This is a genomic window from Winogradskyella ursingii (genome assembly GCF_013403975.1).
In the GTDB taxonomy this organism is placed as follows: Bacteria; Bacteroidota; Bacteroidia; order Flavobacteriales; family Flavobacteriaceae; genus Winogradskyella; species Winogradskyella ursingii.
In genome coordinates, this window is sequence record NZ_JABFDH010000003.1 from 339,492 (window position 1) to 352,988 (window position 13,497).

Sequence of the window (13,497 nt, forward strand, 5' to 3'; positions counted from 1 at the left end):
ATGTGCGGAATTAATGGCATTATAACAAAATACAACCAAAGTGAAGTAGACATTAAAAACACACTTCACAAGATGAATAATCTCATTATTCACAGAGGTCCGGACGAAGATGGTTTTGTGACAAAACAAAACGAAGATTTTTCGGTTGGTATGGCAATGCGACGTTTGTCTATTATAGATTTATCCTCTGGAAGGCAGCCTATTTATTCAGAAGACAAAAAAATAGTAATCGTTTTTAATGGTGAAATTTATAATTTCAAAATATTGAAAGCTGAGCTGGAAGCTTCCGGTGTAAAATTCAAAACCACAAGTGATACGGAAGTTATCTTGAAACTCTACGAACAACAAGGTGTTGAAGCATTTAAAAAACTTGATGGTATGTACGGTTTTAGTATTTACGATCAAAATATAAACAAGCTCTTTATTGCACGAGATTTCTTTGGTGAAAAACCGTTGTATTACACTAATTCTGGCAATCAATTTCTTTGGGCTTCGGAATTAAAATCGATTGTAAACGTTTTAGATGAAAAACCAAAAATTTCAAAAAAAGGATTGAATCTATTTTTGCGATTGACTTACATTCCTGCACCATACAGTATATACGAAAACGTTTCAAAGCTTGAAGCGAATCATTATATCGAATATAATTTTGAAAATCACAATTTCAAAATACATAAGATTCAGCAAGAAATTACACCAAAACCACAGAACATCTCATTTAAAGATGCTAAAAAAGATGTTCGCGATTTAGTTTACGAAAGTGTGGAAAGCCGATCTATAGCAGACGTACCTTTGGGTACGTTTCTTTCTGGCGGTGTGGATTCTTCAATTGTATCATTGATACTATCGCAATTAAATGATAAAAAAATTGAAACGTTCTCCATAGGTTTTCACGATTCTTCTGACGAATCAAACAAAGCCAGAACCGTTGCAGATCTAATAAAAAGTAACCACCACGAATTCAAGATTGGGGAAGACGATCTAAAAGATAACATCCACGAAATATTAATGAATTTTGATGAGCCTTTCTCCGATACGGCTGCCCTACCCACCTATTTCGTTTCCAATAAAACAAAGGATTATGTAAAAGTGGCATTGACTGGAGATGGTGGTGATGAGATATTTGGCGGCTATAATAAATATTACGTGGGTAAAATGAATACACGCTACACGAGCGTTATCCCAAAACCATTGCACAAAGTTCTGTTGAAATCTTCCGAAACGCTTTTAGCAACAAACCGAGATAGACGTGGCAAACGCTTTAAAATAAAGAAAATGCTCAAAGCCGTAGATTACGATGGTAATTACTATTGGGACATTATTTCTTTGGCAAATACCGAAAGTGAACTTGAAGAAATCTTATCTTCAAACTATTACGAAAACAATCTTTTTAGTGAGTACAAAGACATTCTCGGTAATGACAAGATTGACACGCTTACCGATTTTAGGCACGTTGATAAAATTTTAAGTCTCGAAGGTGGTATGCTCGCAAAAGTTGATAGAACTAGTATGCAAAACTCTCTGGAATGCAGAGCGCCATTTTTGAACAAGAAACTTTGGGACTACACCAACACACTGCCAGAAGACTATTTAATGAAAGGTTGGAATAAAAAGCACATTTTAAAAGAAGCATTTAAGGACCAGTTTCCGGAACAGTTTTTGGAAATTAGTAAGCAAGGTTTTGGCTCTCCAGTTGGTAATTGGCTCAAATCCAGCTTACAAAATGAACTCGAAAGTTACATTGAACCAAAATACCTTGAGGAACAAGACATATTTAATTCAGATAAAATCATATCTTTAGTCCGAAATCATTTGGACAGTAAACGCGACAGCACTTTTAGGGTTTGGGCATTCTATTGTTTCCAAAAATGGTACTCAAATATTTATCTCAATCAGTAAAACCGCTACATGAGTAAAAAAAGGATTTTAGTCGTAGGTTCGACGTCAACATCATTAATAAATTTTAGAGGGGATTTTATACAGAATCTCATTGATAATAATTATGAAGTTTTTACTGCTGCTGGACATTTTAAGGAAGAGACACTTACAACATTAAAGGAAGATTATGGTGTAACTCCTCTAACATACAGATTACAAAGAACGGGACTAAACCCATTTGACGATTTAAAAACTATTAGTGATCTCAAAAAAATAATAAAAAAGAACAAAATAGACCTTGTATTCCCTTACACGGTTAAGCCAGTTATTTATAGCTCAATGGCCGCAAATTCTTGTGGTGTACCAGTAATTTCGCTTATTACGGGTTTAGGTTTTACCTTTACCGGTCTAACTTTAAAAGCAAAAATACTACAACGTGTTAATGAATTATTGTACAAAAGATCTATTAGAAAAAATAAGGCTGTAGTCTTTCAGAATAAAGATGATAGGGATTTATTTTTAAGACGAAATATTTTAAAGGATAGGTCAAAAATTGAAGTCGTTAGCGGTTCTGGTGTTAACCTTGAAAGATTCAAATTCAAAGAGAAATATAATAAGGATAACAAAGTAAGTTTTCTTTTAACCGCAAGACTTATAAAAGAAAAAGGAATCGCACTTTACATCAATGCCGCAAAGGTGCTAAAGAAACAATATCCAGATGCTGAATTCCATGTTATTGGCCCTGCACAGACTTCACCTTCCGCGATAAAATTGGAAGAGCTCGAAAAGCATAATGAGGAAGGTACATTAATTTGGCATGGCCATCAATCAAATATCGTAGAGCATCTTACAAATCGTGATGTATTTGTGCTGCCGTCTTACTATAGAGAAGGTGTGCCACGCTCAATTTTGGAGGCACTTTCCGTTGGCTTGCCAATAATCACAACAGATTCTCCAGGTTGTAGAGAAACTGTCATTGAAGGTGAAAACGGATTTTTAATTCCTCCGCAACGTTTGGAAGAATTGGTAAAATCGATGAAATTCTTCCTCGAACATCCACAAAAAATTGAGGAAATGGGCAGAAACAGCCGTAAATATGCAGAAGAACGTTTTGATGTAAATATTATTAATGCAGATTTACTTCGGATCATTGATAGTGTGTTGAAATAAACTAAATCCTATCTGAAATAATTATATTTCAATAACGAAATTCGCCTCAAAACCTTATAACGCATATATTTATTGAATTTATAATATTCATAAATTAGAAATGATGGAAATAGATATGCAGCCACTTTGTTGGATTTGTATATGCGATGCTTAACCTTTACGATATATCGGAAGAATTCCTCAGGTTTTAAAATGAATTTAATCATGGATTTTACACTCATTAAATTCTTTGGAATTTCATAATCTATTCCGGTTTTCTTGTTGCTTATGTTTTGGTAGTAACCAGCTGTTAATGTTTCCAAGAATTTAATCTTTTTCATACTCTGCCGCGTTCCTACTCGCAATGCAAAATCAACTAATGTATTCTGCACCATGTGGTCGTTGTAACAAACCGTCTCAAGTTCCTCCGTTAGTTTTAAGTGAATGGCGAACATTTCATCCTGATGTTGACCGATAAAATTATCATATAACCATTTCTCGTTTTCCTCGTGATGCTCTATGGTGTAACCGTTTTCGGATTTGGCATATTCTATGCAGCAACCGTGTCCTGCTCCAGCAAATTGCTCATACAATTGTGTGTTGGCGTGCAATATGTGAAAACTATATGTCTCGTAAGGCAATATTGAAAAAACAAACCCGTGACGTTTGGTGTCTTTATTCGGACTGTAAATTAGATTTAGTCCTAAATAGAAACCATTGACTTTTATTTTCTGGTTGAAAAAATTGTAAATTGCTTCCTGCATTGTTCCTCCCCAACCAATATCTACGACGTTAATACCATCGTTTTCAATATCTTCATTAAAAGAATTCAAATATTCCGTAAAAACAGATTTGTTAGATAGTCTGTGTGTTTCATAGGCTTCTCTAAAGTTTTCTTCCTCTTTTAAGTTTTTAAAAATTTCAGAATCGAGAAAATTTTCAACTAAACTATCCCCATCAACATTTAAAGCATTAATAATAGTTTGTTTAGTTACAGTCTTAAAGTTTAAAAACGACAGAAATTCCATAACGCTCATAGCTTTATACTTGCGCGTTAAATAACTGAACCTCTCCTCTTCGATTGGTTTTAAAGATATTTGAAGTGATGCTTGGCGTGACACTTTGAGGTAGTGCGTTCTAATTGTGTTTGCCGAATCAATTTCGGTATGTTTTAAATACGAATCGAAAAGTCGCTTAATAAATAGACCTTCTCGCGATAAAAAGAACAGGCTTTTTATATCATTTTTTTTACAATGTCGGTATAGTCGCTCAACAAAAAAATGATAAAACACCACATATTCTGTGTATGGAATTGTAACCTTTTTATTGCAGTGCGAATAGGTTTCGCCAATGATCTGCCGCAAATTGTATTCATCGTCACCAAAACCATTTAACTTATTTTGTCTCAGGTATTTTTTGTGTGGCAAAACATAGGAATGCAAACCAACTTTTTCAGCATTTTTGGAATCGCTGCGCTCGTTGTCGCCAATCATTATTGCATTTGATGGGTCAATACCTAATTCTGAAAGCACATGTTGGTAAACTGTACCTGTGTGTTTGCTTTTGCCAACGGTTGACGAACTGTAAACACCATCAAACAATTCAGAAATCCCATGATGCTCAAGCAAATTCACAAATAAGGATTTGGGACAATAAAAGTCGGAAAGCAAATACACCTTTCCTCCTTTTGCTTTAAAATCCTTAATAATTTGAAGTGTATTAGGGTTTAATCGTTGTACGCTCTTTTCAGCTTTTAAGTGTGCTTTTTCAAAATAGCTAAGAAAATCTTTTTCTTTCTCATCGGAGATTAAACCGATTGTATTTATCCTTTTAAATACATCATTTTTTATGTCATCGTAAGGTAATTCGTTTCGATCTGTATTTAATTTTTCAACTAGATACAAAACGGATTCCTTAAACGCGAAATATAAAGTATCAATTGAAATATTTAAGCCTAACTCATTGATTATGATTTTAGACCAAATTCTCAATACTTGATTAGGATGTACGCTTCTGTGTACCAACGTATCGTAATAATCCGTGAATAGGACTTTTATGCTAGGATTTTCGAGTTTTTTTCTTAGTTGGTTCATCTTACCAATTTGATTAAATCAAAATCTTAAGATTTGCACAGATTAGGGTCTAGTGTCTTAATTTTATTTTTCTAAATATATAGAAGTAATTGTTTTATAATCAATCTTCTCATTTTTGGTTTTTGGCAATGTGTCAAAATAATGGAACTTAATTGCCGAGCCTTGAATTTTAAATGTTCCAAACATTGCCTTTTTCAACTCGGCTTCTTCTAAATTTTTATGGCTGTGAGCAATTAGGATAAACTTGTCATTTATACCAGTACAAGCTAGCAAACTCAAGTTTAAGTTGGATTTTACGAACGCTTCAATTTCGTCCAAATTAACTCTGTTACCAAATACTTTTGCAATTCGTTTTAGTCGTCCACTTATATAGAAATAACCGTCCTCATCCTGCTTTGCCAAATCACCTGTTCTCAACATTTCAATATTTTCCCAAGTTGCGAGATCTTCTTTTTGTTTGGCATAACCTCCAAAAACATTCGGACCAGAATATAAAAGTTCATCTGTATCAATATCTATTGTAATATTTCCGTTTTTAATGGGCTTACCAATGGAAGTAATTTTATCTTCTAACATTGAAGGTGGCACAAAAGAAATTCTCGCCGTTGCTTCGGTTTGTCCATACATAACGAAAAATTCAATACCGTTTTCTATACAATAGTTATTGAATTCACTTTTAATATTTTGACTCAAATTACCTCCTGCTTGTGTTATATATTTTAAAGATGGATGAGGTTTTTTCAAAAAACCTATACGTTGAAACATCTCATAAATAAATGGCACACCTGCGATTGAAGTGAATTCATATTCATTTAAATGCTTCCAAAAATCCTTGCTCAAAATATCTGGAAGCCCACAAACAATTGTCGCTCCGTTTATGGCGTTGGAATGTAAAACAGATAAGCCATAAGAGTAATGCAACGGCAAATTTAACGGAGTTACGTCTGTTGATTCAATTGGCAGATAATCACTTATGGATATTGCGTTTTGCTTAATGTTCTCTTCGGAAAGCTTTACGAATTTAGGTGAACCTGTAGTCCCTGAAGTTGAAAGCATAAGACGTAAATTATCGTCTAAAACTGACTTAAATTCTTTATTTATATGAAGTTTAATTTCAATGTTTTCGTTACTTAATTCCCTGGCTTCATATTTATCAATGTATGAACGTTCGTCATCAAAAATAATTGATGGCTCATAATCATTTTCAAGATTCTCTTTGAGCTTAGTTTCAATGGTGTTACTTAACAATACCAATACATGTTTGGTTTTAAGTAAATTGAGGTAAGTGACTAAAGAATTTAAACTATTATCAGTATATAAAAAAATTAAGCTTCTAGCCAGCTCAATATTATTTATAGGCAAATCAATTTGCTCAAGCGTATATCTGGTGTCATTTGATGCATCTATAAAGTTTACATTTTCTGAAGCAGCAATTAAATTATATAAGGTACTGTTATCCCTAGCAAGATTCATTTATAGAAATGTTATTTATTCAAAATCAACACCATAACGTCCCAATACATTTTTGGCATCATTATAACTCTTTACCTCTAAGATGTCATCAGAATCAATTTCAACGTTAAAAACATCTTCAATTTCACCTATTAAAAACATGTGGTTAATGGAGTCCCACTCTGGGATACTTTGATACTTTAATTCTTCGTTTATTTGCGAGGCATCTATTTCTAAGATAGTAGTAAATGCATTCTCGAGAATTTTATTATTGCTCATTCAGGTTTTTTATTTGCTTTTTCTACTTAACTAAAGCGCTATTAATTTATAATAAAATTAATATTGTGGTTAAAGCAAATATAAAAAACTTAATCATTTCAATTTGTTTTATATCAACCCGATTATTTAAAATATGTGTAAATTAGATTAACGCATAGTTTTTACGACCAAATCCTATTATATTTAGTTTGGCGTTTACTGTTTACGGTGAAAGATTTAACGTTTAAATTGAATTATTAGGTTTTTAACGATTATTTTTAAGTATCGTGTGTTTAACACATATTTTAGTCGCTTAAATAGGTACTGTATTAACCTAAATCCCAAATCAGTGATGTACAGAAATTTTTTTAAACGTATTATTGACATTATAGTTTCAGCTTTAGGCTTGGTGATATTATCGCCTATAATACTAGTACTAATTGTACTGTTAACAATTAGCAATAAAGGTAAGGCGTTCTTTGTTCATGAAAGACCAGGAAAAGACGGCAAAGTGTTTAAATTATTAAAATTTAAATCCATGACAGATGAAAAAGATGAAAATGGTGAGCTTTTAGATCACCATCTCAGAGTGACACATGTTGGTGATTTTATTAGAAAATTGTCACTTGATGAGATTCCGCAATTGATTAATGTATTGAAAGGTGACATGAGCCTTATTGGACCAAGGCCGTTATTGATAGATTATTTGCCTTTGTACAATGATCATCAGAGACAAAGACATAATGTGCGACCGGGAATTTCAGGTTGGGCTCAAGTTAATGGACGTAACTCTATTTCTTGGGACGAAAAGTTTGATTTAGATGTTTGGTATGTAAACAACATTTCATTTAAAACGGATTTTAAAATTTTTGTAATGACACTTGGTAAAGTTCTTTTGAAAGAAGGCGTAAATGTAACCTCAGATTTAAGTATGACTAGATTTGAAGGTAATAATTAATTCAGCTAACAACCAAAATATGAATAAAGCAGTAATAATCGGTGCAGGAACGCACGGACAAATATATGCCTCATACCTTAAAGAGGCTGGGGTTGAAATTATTGGTTTTATTGATGATTCTGATGCTTTCTATGGGCAAAAGGTGGTTGGTTTAGATGTTTTAGGAAAGTATGAAGATTTGTTTGACAAAAAGTTAAAAGAGAAGGTAACAGATGTTTATTGCCCAATCGGTGATAATTTAATTAGACAAAGGTATCTTTCAAGTTTAAAAAATGAAGGATATAATGCGCCAAGTTTTAAACATCATACTGTCTGTATAGGTCCAGACGTAATTCTTGGAGAAACTCATTACATGCTGCCTGGAAACTATATAATGCCTCATACCAAAATAGGTGATTATTTTATGGTAAATATGGCTACAACTATTGGTCACCATGTTACTATTAATAATGGTGTTTTCATGTCATCAGGAATAAACATTGGCGCTAGTATGGAAATAAATGACATGGCTTATTTTGGCATAGGATCAACTGTTATGACCGGAGTAAAACGTATTGGACAAGAATCTCTTATTGGTGCTGGTTCCGTTATATTTAAAGATGTTCCTGATTATGCAGTGATGGCAGGAAATCCAGCGAGAGTTATTAAATTGAACGAAACACAAGCAAAAGTTTTTGAGAAATAATTGTATTAAAAACTATACTTCTTTATTTTATATTATCGTAATTTCATCAATAGACATTATTAGATGTTTTGAAGCCAATTTGTTTTCTAAATACTTATAGGATTCATAATGAATATTCTTACCATTATCTATAAGTCCAATAGTTTCCCAACCTATTTGATTTGCTGTAACAAAATCTTTCTTAAAATTATCTGCTATGTAATAATAGATGTTTCCTGAAAGCGCTTTTTCGATGGACTTATAATTTGAAAGATGCGGTTTTTCAGTACCTATTTCTTCAGAAATAACTATACTGTCCAAAATTTCTAAAATCCCTAAAGCCTTTATTTTGGTCATTTGAGTCTCTACTCGACCATCTGTAATCAAACCTATTTGACCGCCATGTTTTTTAATGGAGTTCATTAAATCCATAGCACCATAAAACAGTTTTATTTCAGGATTATGATAGCGATAAATTGAAATTAGTTCCGATAATTCGATATTATAAGTATCATTTAAATATTTAAAAGTATTCTTTTTACTTCTATACAGAGACAACATTTTAAGGTACAAGAGTTTCCATTTTTTCGGCTCAAGACTTTTGGAAATTTCTTTATAAGCAGATTTCAAATAATCCAACTCGTTATACAGCGTATCGTCTAAATCAAAAACAATTATCGTACCTTTATCAACCTTTATATTCATGTACTAGAATTTCGTCATCGTATCTAATCATTAGTAAATTACGCTCCCACACGTCAAACTTATTTTCAATGGTTTCATTGGCAATATATTCATCAATTATCCATTTGGTATAATTGGCACCACATAAATAAGTTAAAGGATAGCCACCTCCAAAGCGTGGATTTATTTCTATGCCGTATATTTTTTTGTCATCGTTCTTATGCTTGAAAAATTGCGCAGTTAAACATCCTATTGCACCCTCAATAAAACCTAATTTATTCTTTATATAGGGTATTAGAGCATTATCCTTTGTTAGTGATTTATAAACTTCACCATCCCTTACTTCTAGTCGTTTTCTGGGAACTACACATTGTAATTTATGTTCTTTATTATAATATAGGTCACAAGTAAATTCTTCATATTCATCATGATCTAAATATTCCAGAAACATCAGTTTTTTATTGTTAAAATGATACTTTGTTAGATCTTTTCTATCCTTTATAATGTAATTATCCACACTTCTACTGCCATCATATGGTTTTATATAAATTGGTAATTCAAAGTTTTCTTTTGTGTATTCTTTTGCGATGGATACACCTTTCTCACTAAAAAAATTGTGCATCTCTCTCTTGTCCCTACACTTAATTACCAAATCTAAAGATGAAATAACAATTGTAACACCTTTTTCTTCAAAGATAGATTTGTGCCTAGCTAGTTCAAGTAACTCGGTATCAATTGTTGGAATAATCAACTTTATAGAATGCTCGATGCATAATTCCAATAAATTTTGAATATATGATGGATTGTCCAATCGAGGCACCTTGAAATAATCATCTGCAACAATGCAAGCCGCAGAAAGCAATGGCTCTGAATCTATTGCAATGACTTTAGCCTCTGGATATATATTTTTAAGTTCTCGCTGAAACGATTTTACAAGCGAAACCCTTCTTCCAGCTGAAGTAACCAATATATTCATATTTTAATCAAACAATTCTTTATTATTAATCGTTTTCAAATATAATGGACATAACATAATCGACACAACACTTCCGTTACAGAACCAATAATATAGATTAATATAACCGATTCATTTGGATTTGAATCTAAATATTGGTTTGAAATCTTGCAAAAAACTACATAAAAAATTCATTATCAATTATTTAAAAATTTACTAATATTACAAATAGATTAATAGCTTTTAACAACGTAAATATTTGCTTTTTGTCGTGTTTATTTGTGGAGTATCATTTATTTAATGGATATTTAACCGATATTTATATTGTGTCCCAAAACCCTCTATCAGACACAAAATTGATAGTAATCCTATTACTTAACAATTTTGCCTATGAAACCTAAAATATGGTTATCATCACCACACATGAGTGGTAATGAACAATCTTATATACAAGAAGCTTTCAATGCTAATTGGGTGGCGCCATTGGGACCTAACGTCAATGGTTTTGAAAATGATATACAATCATATCTCAAGGAAGACATCCATGTTGCTGCTTTGGCTTCAGGAACATCCGCACTCCATTTAAGTCTAATACTTCTTGGTATAACCTATGGTGACGAAGTTATTTGCCAAAGCAAAACTTTTTCTGCTTCTGCAAATCCGATTATCTATCAAGGAGCTCAGCCTATTTTTGTTGATAGTGAAAATGACACTTGGGCCATATGTCCCAACCTACTTGAAACCGCCATTAAAGACAGAATTAAGAAAGGTAAAAAACCAAAAGCGATCATTGCAGTTCATTTATATGGTATGCCCTATAAAGTTGATGAAATCCGAGAAGTTGCCAACATTTATGAAATACCTATTATAGAAGATAGCGCTGAGGCATTTGGAAGTAAATATAAGAATCAATGCTGTGGTACATTTGGTGATTTTTCTATTCTATCGTTTAACGGCAACAAAATTATAACAACTTCAGGCGGTGGTGCACTTATAACTAAAACATTAAGTCAAAAACATAAAGCAGTTTTTCTTGCCACTCAGGCAAAGGATCCTTCACCGGCATATTTACATTCAGAAATCGGATACAATTATAGAATGTCAAACATTATTGCTGGAATTGGTAGAGGTCAAATGACCATATTGGATAGTCATGTTACAAAAAGACGAGCTAACTATAATCGTTACAAAACATCGCTTGAACATATTGATAAAATATCCTTTATAGCTGAACCTGAAAATTGCTTTTCTAACCGTTGGTTATCATGTATATTACTTGACTCTGAAGCCACTAGAGAAGGTTTAAGATTGGCACTCGAAAAAGAAAATATTGAATCAAGACACTTCTGGAAACCAATGCACCAGCAACCCGTTTTTAAGGAGGCGCCTAGCTATCTTAATGGTGTTTCTGATAATTTATTTGAAAAAGGTTTATGTCTACCAAGTGGTTCTAATTTAACCGAAGAGGAATTAAATCGAGTAATTTCTGCCATAAATGTGTATTTTGTAGGATGATATTGAAATTTTTACATAAAATCTCTAGAAGATATGCCTCTAAATGGCTAGTTATGCTTTTTGACCTTTGCATTACTATAGGAACATTTTTTATTGCATATTTAATTCGTTTTAATTTTCAGTTTGATTTTGAGGTTTTATCGGTAATAAAACAAACACCTTATGTAATTGTTGTTGCTATAGCCAGTTTTGTAGCTGTAGGCTCATATAAAGGTGTTGTTCGATTCACTGGATTTAAAGATATCATAAATATTATTATTGGCGTCAACATCATGGCTACAATTTTAATTGTCATGACCTTCATCAGTAGACGATTTTTTGAAAGCTCATTCTTCGATATTTCAGGCTCTATAATCTACATACATCTTCTACTCAATATTCTTTTCTTGATTGGATTTAAATTATTTATTAAATCCCTTTATAATTATATTACTCAAGATTTTCATACTGTTACCAAAGTATTAATTTTTGGTGCAGGAAATTCTGGCATGCTTACTTACGATGCCATAAATAATGATACCAAAAATGGCTTAGAAATTGTTGGTTTTATTGATGATGATGAGCGTAAGGTTGGAAAGAAAATAAACTTACTGCCAGTATTACCACTTGAACAAATCTCACCTGAGTTTATTTCTAAAAATAAAATAGAGGAAGTTATAATTTCCGTTCAAAACATTGATCCTGCAAGATTGCTTCAAATTACCGGGACACTTTTTGCTTTAAACCTTAAAGTAAAAATTGTACCACCAGTACAAAATTGGATTGATGGAGATTTAAGTGCTGGACAAATTAAAGAAGTAAAAATTGAAGATTTGTTGGGTCGAGACCCTATCAATATCAAAAACCCAGACCTGATTGAACAATATGATAATAAAGTGATTCTAATCACTGGTGCTGCAGGATCTATTGGGAGCGAGATATGTCGCAAAGCGAGTTTATATAACTATAAAAAATTGATTCTAATCGATAATGCGGAATCTGCGTTATATGAAATTCAGCAAGAATTTATACAACGTGGCTTACAAAATATAGAAGCCATTGTAGCAGACGTCAGAAACAAATCTAGATTAGATCAAATATTTGATATTTATAAGCCAAAAATGGTTTTTCACGCTGCAGCGTATAAACATGTCCCTTTAATGGAGAACAACCCTTATGAAGCGGTAAGCGTAAATATTGGAGGTACAAAAAATGTTGCGGATTTAGCTGTAAAGCATGGAGTATATAAATTTGTTTTAATATCTACAGACAAGGCTGTAAACCCTACTAATGTGATGGGTGCGACTAAAAGAATAGCTGAACTTTATGTCTCTTGCTTAAAAGGAAAAGGACAAACAAAATTTATTACAACTAGATTTGGAAACGTTTTAGGGTCTAACGGGTCTGTAATTCCTTTGTTTAAAAAACAAATTGAAAAAGGTGGCCCACTTACAGTAACTCACAAGGATATTACGCGCTACTTCATGACTATTCCGGAGGCATGTCAATTAGTATTAGAAGCAGCAGCTATGGGTAACGGTGGTGAAATATTTGTTTTTGATATGGGTGAACCAATCAAAATTTTCAACCTAGCCACCAATATGATTATTCTATCTGGTTTGCGTTATCCAGAGGATATCGATATTAAAATTACTGGTTTAAGACCAGGTGAGAAAATTTACGAAGAACTTTTAGCTGATGGTGAAAACACCAAAAAAACCTACCACGAAAAAATTATGATTGCAAAATCTAGGCACTTGGATATTGAAAATACAGAAAAGCAAATAATTAAGTTAACACAAGTTAAATCACTAACGCAACCTCTTGATATTGTTGCCTTAATCAAGGCTTTAATACCCGAATACATATCCAATAACTCAACTTACGAAGTATTGGATATTAAAAAATAAAA

At 32.5% G+C, this 13,497-nt stretch carries 11 protein-coding genes; 6 read left to right on the top strand and 5 right to left on the bottom strand.

Annotated features, from left to right (window positions below; all coding sequences use genetic code 11):
• Together asnB and HM983_RS08910 are read left to right on the top strand one after the other, a co-directional pair.
• Positions 1–1,899, top strand: coding sequence for an asparagine synthase (glutamine-hydrolyzing) (gene asnB, locus HM983_RS08905; protein WP_179345066.1), 1,899 nt, complete (start codon positions 1–3; stop codon positions 1,897–1,899).
• Positions 1,900–1,908: 9 nt separating this feature from the next.
• Positions 1,909–3,048 (top strand): glycosyltransferase family 4 protein, encoded by a 1,140-nt coding sequence (locus HM983_RS08910; protein ID WP_179345067.1) that lies wholly within the window; start codon positions 1,909–1,911, stop codon positions 3,046–3,048.
• An 8-nt stretch (positions 3,049–3,056) separates the two neighbouring features.
• Here the strand turns inward: HM983_RS08910 and HM983_RS08915 are convergent, their stop codons facing one another.
• The 3 genes from HM983_RS08915 to HM983_RS08925 all read right to left on the bottom strand — a co-directional run bounded on the left by HM983_RS08915 (position 3,057) and on the right by HM983_RS08925 (position 6,851).
• Positions 3,057–5,120, bottom strand: a complete 2,064-nt coding sequence (locus tag HM983_RS08915; RefSeq protein ID WP_179345068.1) for an HAD family hydrolase — start codon at positions 5,118–5,120, stop codon at positions 3,057–3,059.
• A gap of 63 nt (positions 5,121–5,183) precedes the next feature.
• A complete protein-coding gene (locus tag HM983_RS08920; protein WP_179345069.1) occupies positions 5,184–6,593 on the bottom strand; it encodes an AMP-binding protein in 1,410 nt (469 codons plus the stop codon).
• 15 nt (positions 6,594–6,608) lie between these two features.
• The gene (locus HM983_RS08925) at positions 6,609–6,851 is read right to left on the bottom strand and encodes an acyl carrier protein (protein WP_179345070.1); all 243 of its coding nucleotides are present in this window, start codon (positions 6,849–6,851) and stop codon (positions 6,609–6,611) included.
• 331 nt (positions 6,852–7,182) lie between these two features.
• Between HM983_RS08925 and HM983_RS08930 the strand changes: the two genes are divergently transcribed.
• Together HM983_RS08930 and HM983_RS08935 are read left to right on the top strand one after the other, a co-directional pair.
• On the top strand, positions 7,183–7,788 hold the full coding sequence (locus HM983_RS08930) for a sugar transferase (protein ID WP_179345071.1): 606 nt from the start codon (positions 7,183–7,185) through the stop codon (positions 7,786–7,788).
• Between the two features lie 19 nt (positions 7,789–7,807).
• A complete protein-coding gene (locus HM983_RS08935) occupies positions 7,808–8,473 on the top strand; it encodes a NeuD/PglB/VioB family sugar acetyltransferase (protein ID WP_179345072.1) in 666 nt (221 codons plus the stop codon).
• A 27-nt stretch (positions 8,474–8,500) separates the two neighbouring features.
• Here the strand turns inward: HM983_RS08935 and HM983_RS08940 are convergent, their stop codons facing one another.
• Positions 8,501–9,157, bottom strand: a complete 657-nt coding sequence (locus HM983_RS08940; protein ID WP_179345073.1) for an HAD family hydrolase — start codon at positions 9,155–9,157, stop codon at positions 8,501–8,503.
• Positions 9,141–10,112 (bottom strand): ATP-grasp domain-containing protein, encoded by a 972-nt coding sequence (locus HM983_RS08945; RefSeq protein WP_179345074.1) that lies wholly within the window; start codon positions 10,110–10,112, stop codon positions 9,141–9,143. Before HM983_RS08945 ends, HM983_RS08940 begins: the two co-directional genes overlap by 17 nt.
• A gap of 369 nt (positions 10,113–10,481) precedes the next feature.
• Here HM983_RS08945 and HM983_RS08950 point away from each other — a divergent pair, with 369 nt between their 5' ends.
• Positions 10,482–11,606 (top strand): DegT/DnrJ/EryC1/StrS family aminotransferase, encoded by a 1,125-nt coding sequence (locus HM983_RS08950; RefSeq protein ID WP_179345075.1) that lies wholly within the window; start codon positions 10,482–10,484, stop codon positions 11,604–11,606.
• A gap of 53 nt (positions 11,607–11,659) precedes the next feature.
• Complete coding sequence (locus HM983_RS08955; protein WP_317166958.1) at positions 11,660–13,495, top strand: polysaccharide biosynthesis protein; 1,836 nt, start codon at positions 11,660–11,662, stop codon at positions 13,493–13,495.
• Positions 13,496–13,497: the final 2 nt, after the last annotated feature.